This window comes from Streptomyces globosus, assembly GCF_003325375.1.
GTDB classification, from domain to species: domain Bacteria; phylum Actinomycetota; class Actinomycetes; order Streptomycetales; family Streptomycetaceae; genus Streptomyces; species Streptomyces globosus_A.
Map to the genome: position 1 here is coordinate 4,339,618 of NZ_CP030862.1, position 18,260 is coordinate 4,357,877.

The 18,260-nt window shown below is 76.1% G+C and carries 16 protein-coding genes; 7 read left to right on the forward strand and 9 right to left on the reverse strand.

Going from position 1 to position 18,260, the window contains the following annotated elements:
* The first annotated feature begins 3 nt into the window (after positions 1-3).
* Positions 4-690 (forward strand): uracil-DNA glycosylase, encoded by a 687-nt coding sequence (locus tag C0216_RS19055; RefSeq protein WP_114056446.1) that lies wholly within the window; start codon positions 4-6, stop codon positions 688-690.
* A 125-nt stretch (positions 691-815) separates the two neighbouring features.
* The gene (locus C0216_RS19060; RefSeq protein ID WP_114056447.1) at positions 816-1,727 is read left to right on the forward strand and encodes a sirohydrochlorin chelatase; all 912 of its coding nucleotides are present in this window, start codon (positions 816-818) and stop codon (positions 1,725-1,727) included.
* A 90-nt stretch (positions 1,728-1,817) separates the two neighbouring features.
* Here the strand turns inward: C0216_RS19060 and C0216_RS19065 are convergent, their stop codons facing one another.
* The 4 genes from C0216_RS19065 to C0216_RS19080 form a co-directional block, all read right to left on the reverse strand.
* Positions 1,818-2,843: a lactonase family protein gene (locus tag C0216_RS19065; RefSeq protein WP_114058779.1), complete on the reverse strand. Its 1,026-nt coding sequence runs from the start codon at positions 2,841-2,843 to the stop codon at positions 1,818-1,820.
* A gap of 155 nt (positions 2,844-2,998) precedes the next feature.
* Positions 2,999-4,135: a nitric oxide synthase oxygenase gene (locus C0216_RS19070; protein WP_114056448.1), complete on the reverse strand. Its 1,137-nt coding sequence runs from the start codon at positions 4,133-4,135 to the stop codon at positions 2,999-3,001.
* Positions 4,136-4,398: 263 nt separating this feature from the next.
* A complete protein-coding gene (locus C0216_RS19075) occupies positions 4,399-5,904 on the reverse strand; it encodes an FUSC family protein (RefSeq protein WP_114056449.1) in 1,506 nt (501 codons plus the stop codon).
* 268 nt (positions 5,905-6,172) lie between these two features.
* Positions 6,173-6,766: a histidine phosphatase family protein gene (locus tag C0216_RS19080; RefSeq protein ID WP_114056450.1), complete on the reverse strand. Its 594-nt coding sequence runs from the start codon at positions 6,764-6,766 to the stop codon at positions 6,173-6,175.
* A gap of 134 nt (positions 6,767-6,900) precedes the next feature.
* Here C0216_RS19080 and C0216_RS19085 point away from each other — a divergent pair, with 134 nt between their 5' ends.
* On the forward strand, positions 6,901-7,473 hold the full coding sequence (locus tag C0216_RS19085) for an RNA polymerase sigma factor (RefSeq protein WP_246042617.1): 573 nt from the start codon (positions 6,901-6,903) through the stop codon (positions 7,471-7,473).
* On the opposite strand, the gene C0216_RS19090 is transcribed toward C0216_RS19085, so the two are convergent.
* Genes C0216_RS19090 through C0216_RS19100 form a run of 3 tightly spaced genes read right to left on the reverse strand, consistent with a single transcriptional unit; the run spans position 7,400 to position 11,479 of the window.
* Positions 7,400-8,476, reverse strand: coding sequence for a MerR family transcriptional regulator (locus C0216_RS19090; RefSeq protein ID WP_114056452.1), 1,077 nt, complete (start codon positions 8,474-8,476; stop codon positions 7,400-7,402). The two genes, C0216_RS19085 and C0216_RS19090, sit on opposite strands and share 74 nt — an antisense overlap.
* A gap of 25 nt (positions 8,477-8,501) precedes the next feature.
* Positions 8,502-9,875 carry a cryptochrome/photolyase family protein gene (locus tag C0216_RS19095; protein ID WP_114056453.1) on the reverse strand — a complete coding sequence of 458 codons (1,374 nt, stop codon included), beginning with the start codon at positions 9,873-9,875 and terminating at the stop codon, positions 8,502-8,504.
* A complete protein-coding gene (locus C0216_RS19100) occupies positions 9,872-11,479 on the reverse strand; it encodes an SDR family oxidoreductase (protein ID WP_114056454.1) in 1,608 nt (535 codons plus the stop codon). The genes C0216_RS19095 and C0216_RS19100 overlap by 4 nt, the downstream gene beginning before the upstream one ends.
* A gap of 155 nt (positions 11,480-11,634) precedes the next feature.
* Here C0216_RS19100 and C0216_RS19105 point away from each other — a divergent pair, with 155 nt between their 5' ends.
* From C0216_RS19105 to C0216_RS19115, 3 genes are all read left to right on the forward strand, one after another.
* A complete protein-coding gene (locus tag C0216_RS19105) occupies positions 11,635-12,114 on the forward strand; it encodes an Lrp/AsnC family transcriptional regulator (protein WP_114056455.1) in 480 nt (159 codons plus the stop codon).
* Positions 12,115-12,223: 109 nt separating this feature from the next.
* Positions 12,224-13,579: a cytochrome P450 gene (locus tag C0216_RS19110; RefSeq protein ID WP_114056456.1), complete on the forward strand. Its 1,356-nt coding sequence runs from the start codon at positions 12,224-12,226 to the stop codon at positions 13,577-13,579.
* A 66-nt stretch (positions 13,580-13,645) separates the two neighbouring features.
* Positions 13,646-14,770 (forward strand): FAD-dependent oxidoreductase, encoded by a 1,125-nt coding sequence (locus C0216_RS19115; protein WP_114058780.1) that lies wholly within the window; start codon positions 13,646-13,648, stop codon positions 14,768-14,770.
* A 60-nt stretch (positions 14,771-14,830) separates the two neighbouring features.
* Here C0216_RS19115 and mltG read toward each other — a convergent pair whose 3' ends face one another.
* Positions 14,831-15,721: an endolytic transglycosylase MltG gene (mltG, locus tag C0216_RS19120; protein WP_114056457.1), complete on the reverse strand. Its 891-nt coding sequence runs from the start codon at positions 15,719-15,721 to the stop codon at positions 14,831-14,833.
* A 55-nt stretch (positions 15,722-15,776) separates the two neighbouring features.
* A complete protein-coding gene (locus C0216_RS19125) occupies positions 15,777-17,708 on the reverse strand; it encodes an ABC transporter ATP-binding protein (RefSeq protein WP_114056458.1) in 1,932 nt (643 codons plus the stop codon).
* Between the two features lie 87 nt (positions 17,709-17,795).
* Here C0216_RS19125 and C0216_RS19130 point away from each other — a divergent pair, with 87 nt between their 5' ends.
* Positions 17,796-18,257, forward strand: a complete 462-nt coding sequence (locus C0216_RS19130) for a MarR family winged helix-turn-helix transcriptional regulator (RefSeq protein WP_114056459.1) — start codon at positions 17,796-17,798, stop codon at positions 18,255-18,257.
* Positions 18,258-18,260 lie beyond the last annotated feature (3 nt).

Below are 18,260 nucleotides of genomic sequence, written 5' to 3' on the forward strand. Positions count from 1 at the left end.
CCCGTGGCTGCACGACCGTTGAAAGAAATCGTCGAGCCGGGCTGGGCCCGTGCTCTGGAGCCGGTGGCGGCGCAGATCGCCGCCATGGGCGACTTCCTGCGCGCGGAGATCGCGGCCGGCAGGACCTACCTGCCGGCGGGGGCGAACGTGCTGCGCGCGTTCCAGCAGCCCTTCGACGAGGTGAAGGTGCTCATCGTGGGGCAGGACCCGTACCCGACGCCGGGGCACGCGATGGGCCTGTCCTTCTCGGTGGCCCCGGAGGTCCGCCCGGTTCCCCCGAGCCTGGACAACATCTTCCGCGAACTCCACGCGGACCTGGGCGTCCAGCGCCCCGCGAACGGGGATCTGACGCCGTGGGCCCGGCAGGGCGTGCTGCTGCTGAACCGCTCGCTGACCACGGCGCCGCGCAAGCCCAACGCCCACCGCGGCAAGGGCTGGGAGGCCGTCACCGAGCAGGCCATCCGGGCGCTGGCGGCGCGCGGCAGGCCTCTGGTGTCGATCCTGTGGGGCCGCGACGCCCGCAACCTGCGGCCGCTGCTGGGCGACCTGCCGGCGGTGGAGTCCGTGCACCCCTCCCCCATGTCCGCCGACAACGGGTTCTTCGGCTCCCGGCCGTTCAGCAGGACCAACGACCTGCTGGCCCGGCAGGGCGCCCAGCCGGTGGACTGGCGGCTGCCTACCGGGGTCTGATCCGTCCGCAAGTGGATCTTTCGGTTGAACCGTATACGACATTCATCGGATAAATACGGACAGATGCCGCCCGGCCGGACCCTGCCCGAACACCTGCTTCCGATAAGCCAGTAGCATGCGGCGCCATGAGCTCCCCCACTGGGCCCGCAAATGGCCTGCCCGTACGAATGCCGCGACCCCGCCAGACGGGACGCCACCGCCGGCCCGAGCCCGCGGTGGCCCCCGAGGGCGCGCCGACGCTGGTGCTCGCCGTGCCCGGCGCGCCTTCTGCCGCCTCGCGCGGGCTCGCGGAAGAGATCATCAGCATGGGCCGCTCCGAGCTGCCCGGCCTGGAGGCCCGCATCGGCTTCCTGGAGGGTGACGGCGCCGAGTTCCCGGCCCTGTCGGGCGTGCTGAGCGCCGTCGCGGCCGAGCGCGTCGCGCGCGCCGAGTTCGCGCGCGCCGCGGGGCACGAGGTTCCGGAGCAGTCCGGCCCGGACGCCGTGGTGGTCCCGCTGCTCGCCGGCCCCGACGCCGACCTGCTGCGCCGGATCCGCCAGGCCGTCATGGACTCCACGGCCGCCGTGGAGCTGGCCGAGGTGCTCGGGCCGCACCCGCTGCTCGCCGAGGGCCTGCACGTGCGGCTGTCGGAGGCCGGCCTGGCCCGCGCCGACCGCGCGCGGCTGTTCACGGTGACCACCGCTGCCGACGGCATCATCGTCGCCACCACCGGCGGCGAGGAGGCAGTGCAGGTCGCCGGCGTCACCGGCATGCTGCTGGCCGCCCGCCTCGCGGTGCCGGTCAAGGCCGCCGCCCTGGACCAGGAGGGCGCGGTCGCCGCCGTCGCCGAGCAGCTGCGCAGCGAGGGCTCCACGCAGCTCGCGCTGGCGCCGTACCTGATCGGCCCCGAGGCCGCCGAGGGCCTGCTGGACACGGCGGCCAAGGAGGCCGACTGCGCGGTCTCCGAGGTGCTCGGCGCGTACGGCGCGCTCGGCAAGCTGGTCGTCACCCAGTACGCCGCCGCCCTCGGAATCCCGCAGGGCGCCACCGCCCGCTGACCCCGGCCGGCGCGTCCGTACGAGGGCCCGCACCCCGCGAAGCCGGGGTGCGGGCCCTCGCCGCGTCCCGGGCGCGGGCGGGGCCGCCGGTCAGGCGAAGACGACGCAGGTGGCCGCCGGGACCGCGACGGCGCCGGCCCGGTGCGGCTCGCCGGTCGCCGGGTCGGTGTCGAACCAGGTGACGTCACCGGAGCGCTCGTTGGCCGCGTACAGGCGGAGCCCGGCAGGGTCGGCGGCCAGGTCGCGCGGCCAGGTCCCGCCGCAGGGGGTGCTGAAGGCGGGGCGGGGCCGGCGCGGGCCGTCTGCCAGGGAGAGCGTCGCGATCGCGTCGGCGCCGCGCACCGCGACCCGGACGAAGCGCCCGTCGGGCGAGGCCAGCACCGCCGACGGATAGGCCCGTACGCCGCCGGGCGCGGCCGCCGGGGCGAGCGGCACCTCGCCGAGCGGCTCCAGGCGCCCGGAGCGCGGATCCCAGCGGCAGACGGTCAGCAGGGGCTCCAGCTCGTGCACGACGTACGCGGTCCCGCCCTCCGGATGGAAGGCGAGGTGCCGCGGCCCGCTGCCGGGGCGCAGCCGGACCTCGGCGTGCGGGAGCAGGGCGGCGGCGGCCGCGTCGCCGAGGCGGCACACCCGCACGGAGTCGGTGCCGAGGTCGACGGCGAGGACCCAGCGGCCGCTGGGGTCGGGCAGGACCTGGTGGGCGTGCGGCCCCTCCTGGCGGTCCGGGTCGGGCCCGCCGCCCCGGTGGGTGAGGACGGCGGCGGGGCCGGCGGGGCTGCCGTCCAGGGCGAGCCGGAGGCTGCTGATGCTGCCGGAGGTGTAGTGGGCGGTGAGCAGGGTGCGCCCGGCGAGGCTGACGTGGGTGGGGCCCGCGCCGCCGACGGGGACGGCCGGCCCGAGCGGGGCGAGGCCGCTTCCCTCGGGACGGAACGCCCGGACGGCGCCCCGCTCCGTCTCGCTGACGGCGTAGAGCAGGCCGCTGCCGTGGTCGACGGCCAGGTAGGAGGGGTCGGCGAGGGCGTCGCCGGTGGTGGCGAGCGGGGTGAGCGCGCCGGTGGCCGGGTCGACGGCCGCGGTGGTGATCCCGCGGCCGCCGGCCGAGGTGAACGAGCCGATGTGGACGCGCGGCGGGGCGGAGCCCGTCCCTGCCGGGGTCCGGGGTTCTCCGCCGGTGCCGCGGACGCCGTCCGCCCCGCCCGCGCCTGCCGTGCCGTCCACGGATGCCCCTTTCCGCCGCTGCCCGCTTCCTCGGGCCGACGGTAACAGAAGGTCTAGACCAAGTCGCGGCCCTGGGCCCGCTCCTGGGCGCCCGGGTGGTGCACGTAGGCGGTCGCGCTCGGCCGGTCGTCGTACGTGCGGTGGAAAACCGGCGTCGCCGCGCCGGAGATGGGCGGGACGATCCACGACCAGTCGGCGCCGACCTCCCGGCCCTTGCGCTCCTCGCGCGCCAGGTGCGTCAGGAACCGCCGGGACTCGCTGTGGTGGTCCGCGATGGTGACGCCCGCCCGGTCGTAGGAGTGCAGCACCGCCCGGTTGAGTTCGACCAGGGCGCGGTCCTTCCACAGGGACCGGTCGCTGGAGGTGTCGAGGCCGAGACGGCGGCCGACGGCGGGCAGCAGGTTGTAGCGGTCGGTGTCGGCGAGGTTGCGGGCGCCGATCTCGGTGCCCATGTACCAGCCGTTGAACGGGGCGGCCGGGTAGTGGATGCCGCCGATCTCCAGGCACATGTTGGAAATGGCCGGAACGGCGTGCCAGCGCAGCCCCCACTCGGCCCAGCCTGGGTCGTCGGGGTGTTCGATGGGCACCTCCAGCACCGCGTCGGCGGGGGTGTCGAACCAGCGCGGCTTGTCGTCGACGCCCTGGACGACCAGCGGGAGGAGGTCGAAGGGGGTGCCCGCCCCGCCGCGCCAGCCGAGGGCGAGCAGCGCGCTGGTGAGCGGCGCGTTCCGCGGGTCGCCGACGGTTATCGAGGGGTGGTCGCCGTAGCCCGCGTACCGGATCAGCTGCTCGCTCCAGATCAGCGGGCCCGGGCGGTCGGGGGTGTCGGGGGCGAAGACGGTGATGGTGGGTCTGATCCGTCCGCCGTTGGTGGCCTCGCGCAGGTGCGCGAAGCACTCCTCGGCGAGCGCGTCGGCGTCGCCGATGTGTCTGCGGTCGCGCACGCGCAGCGAGTTCCAGTAGAGCCTGCCTATGCAGCGGTTGCTGTTGCGCCAGGCCACGCGGGCCCCGTGGGCGAGTTCCTGCGGCGTGTGCCGGTAGGTGCCCGTCTCCGCGATCTCGGCCCGCACGGCGGCGAGCCGCGCCTGCGGATCGCCTGCCTGCGGGTTCTCCCGGTGGAAGAGGCGGACGAACTCCTCAGCCGCGGCCCACACCTGCGTCGTGGTCGAGCGTTCCCGAAGTTTTTCCATCCCGGGCCGTTACCCCCTGTCCGGACAGATCCACCCTGTGCGTGGCGGATGCACACGCAGTGAACAGTGACCCGTTGTACAGGCCGCAGGTGGGCGGAGTCAGCGCGCCGGGTGCCGGAACACACCGGCGAGTGATCTTCGACCGAACCTCCTGCGCGGCGGCCTGACGGGGCGTAGGATCCGCCCCGGTCACCGGCCGGGTCTGGCCGGTGGCCGGGCCCGCCTCCGGCCGCAGGCGGGGACGCCCCGGGAGCCGGATCCGGTCAGGCGCTGATGACGAGCGGGGAACGCGGGTCGGTGCGCAGCGGGGCGTGCAGCGCCACCAGGGCGTGCTCCAGCCCGTGCAGGTGGGCCAGGGCCGGCTCGGCGGCCGCAGGCCGGCCGTGGGGCCGCGGCCCGCCGGCGGTCTCGGCCCCGGCGGCGCCGTGCGGCGCGGTCAGGGCCTCGACGGCGGCCTCGACGCGCCAGCAGGCGGCGGCCAGGCGGGCGTCGTGGGAGGCCTGCGGGTCGGCGGCGACGGCCACCAGCCCGCGGACCTCGCGCGCGCAGTCGTCGAGGAGGGCGAGTACCTGGCGGGCGCGGGCCTTGCGGGCGCGCAGCGGGCTGAGGGGGTGGACCAGCGGGGCGAGCGCGGTACGGGCGCGTCCCAGCAGCAGTTCCAGTTCGGCGGCGTGCGGCGCGGGGTCGGCGGCGGCGTCGCCGGCGAGCCGGTCGAGGGCGGCCGCGGTGGCCGCCCGCACGCAGTGCAGGGCGCGCTGGATGAACGCGTCGTTCACGGCATGGGTGGTGACGGGGAGGATCAGGACGACGGCGAGCGCCGCGCCGAGCGCCCCGACGGCGGTCTCCTGGAAGCGCAGGAGCAGCAGGCCCGGGTGGAGCACGCCGAGGAGCCCGTAGAGCAGGCCGGCCATGACGGTGACGAAGAACATCATCCAGGAGTAGGAGGGCGCGGCGGTGTAGAAGATGCCGAAGACGCATACGGCGACCAGGGCGGCGGTGGGGGCGGGCGCGCCGTCCAGCGGTACGGCGATCAGCAGGCCTGCGGCGATCCCGACGACAGTGCCGAGGACCCGCCGGAAGCCGCGGACGAGGGTCTCGCCGCGCGAGGCGGTGTTGACGAAGATCCACCAGGCGGTGCCGACGGCCCAGTACCACCGCTCGTGCGAGAGGGCCTGGCCCGCGAGCAGGGCGAAGGCGCAGGCGGCGGTCGCCTGGACGGCCTGCCGGGTGGTGGGCCGGGCCAGCCCCCGGCCGGGGAGGGCGGGCGGCGCGGGCGCGGGCGGGGTGCGCCGCTCGATCGGCCACAGCAGGAAGCGCACGGCGCCGGCGGAGAGCAGCGCCAGGCCGACCGCGGCGTACAGCTCGGGCAGCTGCGCGGGCAGCGCGTGCAGGAACTGCGTGACGAAGAACATCATGAAGGCGAAGATGCCGAGGGCGTGCCCGCGCGGCCCCCAGCGGCGGGCGTACACCCCGGCGAGGACGACGGCAAGGAAGGCGGCGTCCCGGACGGCCGGCATGCCGTGGAGCGTGGTGGCCAGGGCCAGGACGGGGAAGCCGGCGACGGGCAGCAGGGCGGTCGTCGCGCGCTGGGCGCGGACGCTCGTGTCGAGCACGGTGAACAGGGCCAGCAGCGCCGCGAGGCCGCCGGTGATGGAGGCGGTGAGGGAGAGCCCCGACAGCTCCGCCGCGGCCACGGCCGCGCAGACGCCGATCACGGCGCGCAGCGAGTTGCGCAGTCTCAGACGCCCCGGATCCGGAGCAGTGAACATCCTCTTCACGGCGGTGTGCCGCCCCCCTCAAGGTGGTGCGCGCCGGTCCGGCGGCCGGCCCGGGGGTGGTGGGCGGGCGGACACGGCGAAGGCACCGCGCTCCGGGACCGGCCTCGTTGCCGCCCGGCGCCGCGCGGCGCCTGAGTACATGGATAGGCCACAGATAACCATCCGGAGGCCCGCTGGCTCAACACGGCCCCGGATCACTGGGCCAATGGCCCGGTCCGGGGACGGTGGGACGGGCCGCTTCCGGGCCAGCGGACCAGCGTCAGGGGCGGGTGTTCCAGGCGGCGATCACGGGGAGGCCGTGCTCGGTGGAGAGCGCGCTGACGGTACCGGTGCGCAGCAGGAAGAGGCGGCCGTCCTGCGGCGGCAGGCCGAGGTAGCGGGCGGTGAGCACGCGCAGGAAGTGGCCGTGGGCGACGAGGACGGCCGGGCCGCGGCCCTCGGCCAGGACGGGGGCCACGCGGGCCAGGACGCGGTCGGCGCGGGCGCCGACCCCGGCGGCGTCCTCACCGGGGCGGCCGTCGCCGCCCGGCGGCACGCCGTCCGTCCACAGCGACCAGTGGGGCCGCGTGCGGTGGATGTCCGCGGTGGTGACTCCCTCGTAGCCGCCGTAGTCCCACTCGTGCAGGTCGGGGTCGGTGGCGGCGGGCGGCAGGCCGGCGAGCTCCGCGGTGGCGACGGCCCGGCGCAGCGGGCTGGCCAGCACCAGGGCGGGGCTCAGTGCGCTGAAGCAGGGGGCGAGCGAGGCGGCCTGCTCCTCGCCCGCCTGGGTCAGGGGGATGTCGGTGCGCCCCGTGTGGCGCCCGGAGGCGCTCCACTCGGTCTCGCCGTGCCTCACCAGCAGCAGGTCGCTCACTCTCCGGACGATAGCGGGTCGCAGGGGTGCGGGCCCGGTGCCGCGGGGGACGGCGCCCGAGTACGGGGCAGCGGGTATTCGCTGCGAAAACGATGCGAGTGGCCCGGAGGGCCGCCTGCCGGGAGGCTCTGCCCATGGATGCAGCGGAGCACGACGAGCGGTTGGCAGCCGGTTTCGCAGCCGGTGACGAGCGGTGCATGGAGGCCGTCTACCGGCGCTGGCGGCCCCTGGTCCACGCCCTCGCCCAGCGGAGCCTGGGCGACGAGCGCGAGGCCGAGGACGTCACGCAGCAGGTGTTCCTCGCGGCCTGGCGCGGGCGGCACGGCTACCGGCCGGGACCGGGAGGGCTGGGGGCGTGGCTGACGGGCATCACCCGCCACAAGGTGGCGGACGCCCTGGAGGCCCGGACCCGGCGGGCCCGGGCGGCGGCCGCGGCCGCGCGGGTGGCCCCGGCCCCGGACAGCGCGTGGGGCGCGCCGCGGCCCGTCGCGGAGCAGGCGGTGGACCGGCTGGTGGTCCTCGGGGAGCTGGCCCGGCTGCCGTCGGCGCAGCAGCGGGTACTGCGGCTGGCGTTCTACGGCGACCTGACGCAGGTGCAGATCGCGGACCGCACGGGGCTGCCGCTGGGAACGGTCAAGAGCCATATGCGCAGGGCGCTGCACCAGCTGCGGCGCACCCTGCCGGAGGCGGCGCCTGCGCTCCGATGACGGCGAGGGCGGAGCGCAGCCCGTGCAGCCGCACCGTGCCCGGTACGGGTGTGCCCGCGCCCCAGCCGGGGCCCGCGAGCAGCAGCGCCGACTGCGTGCGCGCCCCCCGGAGCCCCCACTCGATGCGGGCCAGGGACCGGACGAGGGCCTGGTCCGCGGTCGTACGGGACTGGGCCCACAGGACGACGGCCCGGGGGCCGGTGCGCCGTACGGCGTCGTGCAGGGCCTCTGCGGGGAGCGCGGCGCCGAACATGCGGGTCGGGATGCCGCGCTCGCCGAGGGCCGCGTTCAGTGCCTCGACGGGCAGGGTGTGCTGCTCCCCGGGAACGCAGGCGAGGAGGACGGGCGGGGTGTGCGGGGGCGCGGGCCGGGGCCGGACCCGGTGCAGGGCCTGCGAGACGTGCCAGGACAGCAGGTGCTCGACCTCCACGTACCGCTCCCCGGCGGTGGCCCACTTGCGGCCCACCGCGTGCAGGGTGGGCGCTATCACCTCCTCCCAGGCGGTGACGAGGCCGTGCTCGGCCAGGGCCGCGTCGAGCAGCTCCGCCACGGTCGGCGCGTCCAGGCGTACGGCCGCCCGGGACAGGCCGCGGCACTCCGGCCGGACCGCCCCCAGCGGCAGGCCCCCGCCGGGCCCTCCCGGGGCCTCCTCCGGAGCGGGGGCCGGCGCCGCGGCGGGGCGGGTGGGCCCGCCGGCGCCGCCGAGCGCGGTGCGGGCGGCCTCCGCCGGCGGGACGCCCTGCGCGGTGAGCCGGCACATCAGCTCCAGGCGGGCGATGTCCTGCGGGGTCCAGCGGCGGTGCCGGCCGTCCTCGCGGTGGGCCGGGCCGATGGCGTAGCGGCGCTCCCAGGAGCGGACCGTCGTCGGGGAGACGCCGAGGCGGCGGGCCACCGCGCCGGTGCTCAGGGCGGCCTCGGGCGGGGCCGGCCGAGGCGCCTCCGCCGCCCCCTCGGGCGGCGGGGGTGCGGGCTGCGCCGGGGATGCCGGGGGCGTGGCGTCCATCTCCCTCACGATACGGCCCGCCGGTTCACTCGGAGCCCCGGCCGCGGCGGAAGCGGTCGAGGCCGTCGGCGAGCCCGATCAGGGGCGCGGGATAGTCGTACCGGGCCCGCTCGGCCTCCGGGAGCCGCCACGGCTCGTGCACCTGCGGCGCGGGCAGGCGGGCGAGCTCGGGCACCCAGCGGTGCACGTACCGGCCCTCGGGGTCGAAGCGGAGCCCCTGGCGGACCGGGTTGAGGACCCGGTTGGGCCGGGTGTCGGTGCCGGTCCCGGCGACCCACTGCCAGTTGAGCTGGTTGTTGGCGAGGTCGCCGTCGACGAGGAGGTCGAGGAAGTGCCGGGCGCCGATCCGCCAGTCCACGTACAGGGTCTTGGTGAGGAAGCTCGCGGCGAGGAGGCGGCCGCGGTTGTGCATCCAGCCCTCGTGGCGCAGCTGGCGCATCGCCGCGTCCACGACCGGGTAGCCGGTGCGGCCCTCCTTCCAGGCCTCGGTCTCCTCCTCGGCGTCCCTGCCGCTGCGCCAGCGGTCCCCGCGCGCCCGGTAGTCGCGCCAGGCGCAGTCGGGGCGGGCGGCCAGCACCTGGTGGTGGAAGTCGCGCCAGCACAGCTGGCGGACGAAGGCGTCCGTCCCGGTCCCGCCGGCCGCGCGGGCCCGCTGGACGGCCTCGGTGGCCGAGAGGGTGCCGAAGTGCAGGTGCGGGGAGAGGCGCGAGGTGGCGTCGCCGGCGAGGTCGTCGTGGGCCTCCTCGTAGCGGGCGGCGCCGCTGCGGAGCCAGCGCGTCAGGAGGGCGCGCGCCTCGCGCTCGCCGCCGGCGGCCAGGCCCGGGGAGACGCCCGCGGCGCCACTGCGGCGGGGCAGCGGCTCCGAGCCCGGTCCGTCGGGGACGGGCACCGTGCGCGGGGCGGCGAGCACCGGGCGCAGCGGGAGGTCGGCCCAGCGGCGGAAGTAGGGGGTGAAGACGGCGAAGTGGTCCGAGGAGGCGGGCAGCACCGCCCCGGGGGCGGCGGCGGTGATGACCGCCTCGTGGACGTAGAGCCGGCGGCCCTCCGCTTCGAGGGCGGCCCGCAGGCGCTCCTCGCGGGCGCGGGCGTGGTTGCTGACCCCGGCGGCCATGTGGACCTCGTCGGCGTCGCACTCGCGGACCAGGGCGCACACCTCGCGGGTCACGTCGCCGGAGCGCAGGACGAGGCGGCCGCCGCGGTCCCGGAGGGCGGCGTCGAGATCTGCCAGGCAGTCGGCGAGGAAGGCCAGCCGGTTGGGGGCGGCGAAGCCCGCGGCGTCGACGGCGCGGTCGCGGACGAAGAGCGGGACGACCCGGTCGCAGGAGGAGAGGGCCGCGCGCAGCGGCGGGTGGTCGTGCAGGCGCAGGTCGGAGGTGAACAGGACCACCGCGACGTTCATGGCTTCGGGCTCCGCTCCGGGTCGTGCGGGGATCCGGGAGGATTCCCCTCGCCCCCTCCTTCGGCCGGGGCGCGGCCCGCGGATGCGCCGGCCGGGGCGGCGGGCTGCTCCTCCAGGCGGCTCGCGGCGTTGGCGATGTTGCGGGCCATTCCGCCGAAGACGACGGCGTGGAAGGGGGAGACGCCCCACCAGTAGAGGTGGCCGAGCAGGCCGTGGGGGTGGAACAGGGCGCGCTGCCGGTAGCGGGACCGCCGGCCGGCGGGCGTCCCGGCGGGGCCGGCCGGCTCGGCGTACATCTCCAGCCAGGCCAGTCCGGGCAGCCGCATCTCGGCGCGCAGCCGCAGCAGCCGGCCCGGCTCGATCTCCTCCACCCGCCAGAAGTCGAGGGAGTCGCCCACCCGCAGCCGGGCCGCGTCGCGGCGGCCGCGGCGGATGCCGACACCGCCGACGAGCCGGTCCAGCCAGCCCCGTACCGCCCAGGCCAGGGGGAAGGAGTACCAGCCGTTCTCGCCGCCGATCCCCTCCACCACCCGCCACAGCGCGGCCGGGGAGGCGTCCACGTCCCGCTCGCGCTCGTCGGTGTAGAGGCTGCCGCCCGCCCAGTCCGGGTCCGTGGGCAGCGGGTCGCTGGGGGCGCCCGGGGTGCCGGCCGAGGACCAGCGGGTGGCGACGCGGGCCTCCTTGACCTGGGTGAGGGCGAGCGTCAGCGCCTGGTCGATGCCGATGGGCGAGCCCGGCGGATCGGGGACGAAGCGGGCGATGTCGTGCTCGGCGCAGACGACCTCGTGGCGCAGGGACTCGGCGAGCGGGCGGGCCAGGGCCCGCGGCACCGGGGTGACGAGCCCGATCCAGTGGCTGGACAGCCGCGGGGTCAGCATCGGCACGCGCAGGATCAACCGCGGCGGGAGGTGGGCCACGACGGCGTAGCGGTGCATCATCTCCTCGTACGTGACCACGTCGGGCGCGCCGATGTCGAAGGCCCGGCTGACGTCGGGCGGCATGGCGGCGCTGCCGACGAGGTAGCGCAGCACGTCGCGGACGGCGATGGGCTGGACGCGGGTGCCGACCCAGCTGGGCGTGACCATGACGGGCAGCCGCTCGGTGAGGTAGCGCAGCATCTCGAAGGACGCCGAGCCGGAGCCGATGACGACGGCGGCGCGGAGCACGGTGGTCGGGACGCCTGAGTCGAGGAGGATGTCGCCGACCTCGGCGCGGGAGCGCAGGTGCGGGGAGAGGCCGCGGACGGGGACGCCCGCGGGGGTCAGGCCGCCCAGGTAGACGATGCGGCGGACACCGGCCGCCCGGGCGGCGTCGGCGAAGATCCGGGCGGCGGCCCGGTCGCGGTCCTCGAAGCCGGAGCCGCCGCCCAGCCCGTGGACGAGGTAGTAGGCGACGTCGACGCCCTGCATGGCCGCCGCGACGGAGGCGGCGTCGCCCACGTCGCCGCGGACGGCCTCCACCCGCCCGGCCCAGGGGTGGTCGCGCAGCTTCTCCGGGGAGCGCGCCAGGCAGCGGACGCGGTGGCCCGCGTCCAGGAGCTCGGGTACGAGGCGGCCGCCGATGTAGCCGGTGGCGCCGGTGACCAGGCAGTGCAGGCCGGCCATGGTTCTCCTTCCGTCGTCCCCGCCGCTTCCTCGGCCCCGCCGCGGAAGTCCTCCGCGGCGCGGTCCCGTACGGGATTCGGCCGCTCCGGTCCGCGCGGATGCGCCGGCCGCGGCGGGGGCGCGGCCGGGCGGCGGGCCGTTGGTACAGTCGCCGCATGGCGGTGGACGAACTCGACACCCGCATCCTGCGGCTCCTGATCGAGCAGCCGCGTACCAGCATCCGCGAGTACGCCCGGATCCTCGGGGTGGCGCGCGGCACGCTCCAGGCCCGGCTGGACCGTTTGGAGCGCACCGGGGTGATCACGGGGACGGGGCCGGTGCTGTCGCCGGCCGCGCTCGGGCATCCGGTACTGGCGTTCGTGCACGTCGAGGTCACCCAGGGGCACCTGGACGAGGTCGGCGAGGCGCTCGCCGCCGTCCCCGAGATCATCGAGGCGTTCTCCATCACCGGCGGCGGGGACCTGCTCACGCGGGTCGCGGCCCGCGACAACGAGCACCTGGAGGACGTCATCCAGCGGCTGATCCGCCTCCCGGGCGTGGTCCGCACCCGCACGGAGGTGGCGCTGCGCGAGCGGGTCCCGCACCGGCTGCTGCCGCTGGTGGAGGCGGTCGGACGGGCCGCCCGGAAACCCTGACCGGGTCCGCCGGACGACAGTGTGTTCTCGGCCCAACCCTCCCCGCACATGGCCGGATTGGGCCGACGGGGATCTGGTGGGGCGGGCCGTCCACTGCCACGATGCGTGCGTGACAGCCACCCTGACGCCCCCGGGCGCCGAGCGCGGACCGCGCCGGTGGCCCCTCGTGGGCAACCTGCCGGCCTTCGCCCGCGACCCCCTGGCCTTCTTCGAGTCCCTGCGCGACGGGCACGGCGACTGGGTGCCCTGGGCGCTCGGCCCCAAGCGCAACGTGCTGGTCTCCCGGCCGGAGCACGCGGGCGAGCTGCTGGGCGCCGTCGAGAAGACGTTCCGGCCGATGGAGTTGGGCTGGGCGTTCCACCAGCTCCTCGGGGACGGCGTCGTCGTCGCCACCGGGGAGGAGTGGCGGCGCAAGCGCGCCCTGGTGCAGCCGGCGGTGCGGCCCCGCCAGGTCCGCTCGTACGCCGCGACGATGGTCGAGTGCGCCGACGCTCTCGTCCGCGGCTGGTCCGACGGGGACCGCATCGACGTGCACCGTGAGATGGCCGGGCTCACCCAGCGGATCGCCGTGCGCACCCTCTTCGGCAGTGACGCCGCGGGGCGCGAGGCGCCCATCAGCGCGGCCATGGCCACGGCCCAGCGGGAGCTCGGCGCGGAGTTCCGCGGGGTGACGCTGTTCCTGCCGCCGTGGGTGCAGACGCCGGGGCGGCGCCGGCTGCGGCAGGCCGTCGCCGTGCTGGACCGCGAGATCGACCACGTCATACGCGAGCACGAGGCGGCCCGCGCCGGCGGCACGGAACGCGACGACCTGCTGAGCCGGCTCCTCGCCGCCCGCGACGACACGGGGGCGCCCCTGACGCGCAAGGAGCTGCGGGACGAGTCGATCACCCTGTACATCGGGGGCCACGAGACCACCTCGACCACCCTCACCTGGGCCTGGCAGCTGCTGTCCGGGGCGCCCGCGGCGCGGGACCGGCTGACGGAGGAGCTGGACCGGGTGCTGGGCGGCCGGCTTCCCGCGTACGAGGACTACGAGCGGCTGCCCTTCACCCGCCAGGTGGTCAAGGAGGCGCTGCGGCTGTACCCGCCGGTCTGGCTGATCTCCGCGGTCGCCGGGGACGGCGCGGCGATCGGCGGACGGGCGGTGCCGGCGGGGACCGCCGTGTGGACGAGCCCCTGGTCGATGCACCGCGACGGGCGGTGGTTCCCGGAACCGGAGGCGTTCCGGCCGGAGCGGTGGGACGCCGGCGCCGAGGGCCAGGCCGACGAGCAGGCGTGGATTCCGTTCGGCGGCGGACCGCGGGCCTGCCTCGGGGCGCGGTTCGCGCTGGTGGAGGCCGCGCTGGTGCTGGCCGTGCTGGCCCGGCGCTTCCACCTCGACACCGGGCCCGAGCCGGTGCCGGTCTTCCCCGGGCTGACGCTCCAGCCCGCGCGGCCGGTCCCGGCGCTGCTGCGGCAGCCCTGACCGGCCCGGGAGCCGGTCGGGAAGATCCCGGCCGGCAGGTCGGTTGGTAGAACCGTGAACGACATCATGCGCGGTGTGCGGGCCGGGGCGTCCGGCGGGGACGTCGACGTCGTGGTCGTGGGCGCCGGGCAGGCCGGCCTGTCCACCGCCTACCACCTGGCCCGCGCCGGGATCGGGCACGTCGTGCTGGACCACGCACCGCGCCCCGGCGGGGCCTGGCAGTTCCGCTGGCCCTCCCTCACGTACGGCAAGGTCCACGGCCTGCACGCCCTGCCCGGCATGGAGCCGGGGGGCACCGACCCGCTGCGCCCCTCCTCCGAGGTGATCAGTGCGTATTTCGCCGCCTACGAGGAGCGGTTCGGACTGGACGTGCGCCGGCCTGTGCACGTCACCGCCGTACGGGAGGGGCGGGCCGGGCGGCTCCGCGTGGAGTCCCCGGCGGGCACCTGGTCCGCACGGGCCCTCGTCAACGCCACCGGGACCTGGGACCGGCCGTTCTGGCCGCGCTACCCGGGCCAGGAGTCCTTCCGCGGACGGCAGCTCCACACGGCGCAGTACCCGGGGCCGCAGGCGTTCGCCGGGGCCCGAGTCGTGGTGGTCGGCGGCGGCACCTCCGCGGTGCAGCACCTGTTGGAGATCGCGGAGGTGGCGGCGGAGACCACCTGGGTGACGCGCCGGCCGCCGGTGTTCCGCGCGGGGCCGTTCGGGGAGGCCGAAGGGCGGGCCGCGGTGGCGCTGGTCGAGGAGCGCGTCCGCAGCGGCCTGCCCCCGCAGAGCGTGGTCAGCGTGACCGGGCTCGCCCTGAACGAGGCCGTGCGCGCCGGGCTGGCGTCCGGGATCCTGGAGCGGCAGCCGGTGTTCGACCGGATCACGCCGAGCGGTGTGGCCTGGGCGGACGGGCGGCATGTGGAGGCGGACGTGATCCTGTGGGCGACCGGCTTCCGGGCGGCGGTCGACCACCTGGCGCCGCTGCGGCTGCGCGAGCCGGGCGGCGGCATACGGCTCGACGGGACCCGTGCGGTCCGGGACGAGCGGGTCCACCTGGTCGGCTACGGGCCGTCGGCGTCGACGATCGGGGCCAACCGGGCGGGCGGCGCCGCGGCCCGGGAGATCCGCCGCCTGCTGGCCCGCGAAGGCGCCGCCGGCGACGGCGGCCGCGCAGGGGAGCCGGTCCCCGCGGAGGCCTCCTGAGCGTCCGTGTCCGGTGCCGCGGCCGGAAGGGTCCACCGTGGCGCGGCGCCCGGCACGGCACTAGCCGGTGCGCGCTCCGGGCTGCTGCTGGGCGCGGCCGGCCACCATGCGCGTGCCGGCGTCGGCGGTGCGGAGCCGGTTGAACTCGGCCACGTGCTTGCGGTGCTCCTCGTAGGTCGCCGAGAAGCGGGTGTCCCCGGGTTTGACGGTGACGAAGTACAGCCACTTGCCCGGGGTGGGCGCGACCGCCGCGGCCATGGCCCGGAGTCCGGGGCTGTCGATGGGGGTCGGCGGGAGGCCCTGCCTCCGGTAGGTGTTGAAGGGGCTGTCGATGCGCGTCTCGCTGAGCTTGGTGTCCACCGTGTGCCGGTTCAGCGCGTAGTTGAGGGTGGAGTCCATCTGGAGCGGCATCGACCTGGCCAGCCGGTTGTGCACGACCCGGGCGACCTTGCCCATGTCCGCGGCCGAGTCGGCCTCCGCCTCGATGATGCTGGCGAGGGTGGCCGTCTGGTACGGGGTCATGCCGTGGGCCCGGGCGCCGTCGGCGACGGCCTTCGTGGCGAGCTTCTCGTTGGCCGTGCGGACCATGGCCGTGAGGAGTTCGGCGGGGGTCGTGCGGGAGGTGACCGGGTACGCGGCGGGGAACAGGAAGCCCTCCGGATTGCCCTTCGCCTCGGCGGGCAGGTCGAGCACCGCCGTCGCGGCGGCGGTCTTGGCGGAGCCGGCGGGCAGGCCGAGGACGCGGTCGATCGCGGCGTAGACCTCGGGGGCGCGCCGGCCTTCCGGAATCAGGAGGTGGCGGGGCTTCTCGGCGGCCTCGTCGGCGCCCCGCAGAATCGGGACGGCGATGAGCGCGCCGGTGGCGAGCAGCATGCCGAGGAAGAGCGCCAGACGGCCCCGGCGGGTCAGCCGGGAGCGGCGCCGTGGCGGACGGTACTCATGACGACGCATGCCGGCACGCTAACCCGGCAAGGGCGACATTCCCGGCACCACACCCCGCAGCCTGTCATACGATCACACGTTCACCCGGCGCGGAGGGGGCCAGTTCCCCCTCGGAGGCGCCGGACCCGCCGGGCCCGCCGACTTCGCTCGGCTCCTCGGGCGGGGGCGGCCCCAGAGGTGCGCGGGCGGTCTCGCGGTCCCGCCGAAGCAGGGCCGCATATCGGCCGCCGGCTGCCATGAGTTCGTCGTGGGTGCCGCGCTCGGCGATGCGGCCCTGGTCCAGGACGACGATCTGGTCGGCGTCGCGGACGGTCGAGAGGCGGTGCGCGATGGTGATGGTGGTGCGGCCCGCGGAGAGCTCGTCGATCGCCTGCTGCACCGCGTGCTCTGTCCGGGTGTCGAGGGCGCTCGTCGCCTCGTCGAGGATGAGCACCGGCGGGTCGCGCAGGATGGTCCGGGCGATGGCCAGGCGCTGCTTCTCCCCGCCGGAGAACCGGTAGCCGCGCTCGCCGACCAGGGTGTCGTACCTCTCGGGGAGGGACGCGATGTGGTCGTGTATCTGAGCGGCGCGGGCGGCTTCGGCGATCTCCTCGTCGGTGGCGTCCGGCTTGGCGAAGCGGAGGTTGTCGGCGACCGAGGCGTGGAAGAGGTAGGTCTCCTGGGAGACCACGCCTATGGAGCGGGCCAGCGAGTCGAAGTCGAGGTCCCGCACGTCCACGCCGTCGATCGCGACCCGCCCGCCCGTGACGTCGTACAGCCGGGGCACCAGGTAGCTGAGGGTGCTCTTGCCGGAGCCGGTCGGACCGACCACGGCGAGGGAGCCGCCGGCCGGGACGGTGATGTCGATGCCCTTCAGCGCGGGGCCGCTGCGGTCGTCGTAGGCGAAGTCCACGCCCTCCAGCCGCACCTCGCCCCGGGCCCGGCCCAGGCGCACCGGGTGCTCCGGCTCCGTGATCTCCACCGGCAGGTCGAGGTACTCGAAGATGCGGGCGAACAGCGCGAGGGAGGTCTGTACCTGCACCCCGGTCGACAGCAGGCTCACCGCGGGCCGGAACAGCGCCTGCTGGAGCGTCACGAAGGCCACGAGCGTGCCGACGGAGAGCGAGGGCGCGCCGGACTGGAGGGCGATGCCCGCCGCCCAGTAGATCATCGCCGGCATGGCGGCCATGACGATGCCGATGGTCGACATCCGCCAGCGCCCGGCCATGCTGGCCCGCACTTCGAGCGCGACGAGCTTCTCGGACTCGTCGGCGAAGGAGCGGGTCAGGGAGTCGGCGCGGCCCATGGTACGGCCCAGCAGGATGCCGCTGACCGACAGGGACTCGGTGACGGTCGCGGCCATGGCGGCCATCTGCTTCTGCCGCTGCGCGGTGACCTGCTTGCGCTCGTTCCCGACGCGGCGGCTGATCCACACGAAGACCGGCAGCAGGAGCAGCGACACCAGCGTGAGCCGCCAGTCGAGGGCGAGCATCGCGACGACGGTCGCGATCACGGCCGTCAGGTTGGAGACAAGCGAGGTCGCGGTGGAGGTGACCGTGGCCTGCATGCCGCCGATGTCGTTGGCGATGCGGGACTGCACCTCGCCGGTGCGCGTACGGGTGAAGAAGGCCAGCGGCATCCGCTGGAGGCGCGCGTAGACGGCGGTGCGCAGGTCGTGCATGACGCGCTGGCCGACCGTGGTCGAGACGAACGTCTGGACGACGCCGAAGACGCTGGTGACGACAGCGGTCAGGATCATGCCGAGGGCGAGCAGGCTGAGCAGACCGGTCCGCCCCTGCGGGATGGCGACATCCAGGATCTCCCGCAGCAGGAACGGCGAGGCGACGCCGACCAGCGAGGAGGCGCAGACGAGCAGCCCGACCACGGCGAGCCGGCCGCGGTAGGGGCGGAAGAGGCCGACGATCCGGCGCAGTTCGCGCGGCCGCTCCTGCGGGCCGGGGCGGCGGGGGTCGAGGGGCTCCTCGGGCGGTGTCCAGTTCGGTTCCTCGGGGCGCATGGGCCTCCTTCTGGCGGGACTCCCACTGAGCATAGGTCATTGTTACCTAGGTTCACAATGAGCCCGGTCCTGGTACTGTTTCCCAGTATGAGCACCGCTCCCGAGACCGACAGCACGGACGGCGTCCTCGCCGAGCAGCTGCTGCGGCTGACCCGGCGCCTGCACCGGATCCAGAAGCGCCATCTGGAGCCGCTGGGCATCACCCCCGCGCAGAGCCGGCTGCTGCGCCTGGTCTCGTACGCCGAAGGCGACCGGCCGCCCCGGATGGCGGACCTCGCCGCCCGCCTCGAAGTGGTGCCCCGCGCGGTGACGACGCTGGTGGACGGGCTGGAGGCCGCCGGCTGCGTGCGGCGCGCACCCGACCCCGCCAACCGGCGCGTCATACGGATCGAGCTCACGGACACGGGGCGCGAAACGCTGCGCCGGCTGCGCAGCGCGCGGACCGACGCCGCGGAGGAGATCCTTGCCCCGTTGACCGCCGAGCAGCGGGACCAGCTCGGCGGCCTGCTGGACGCGCTGACGGACGCCCCGCGGGGGCGCGACTGCTGACGG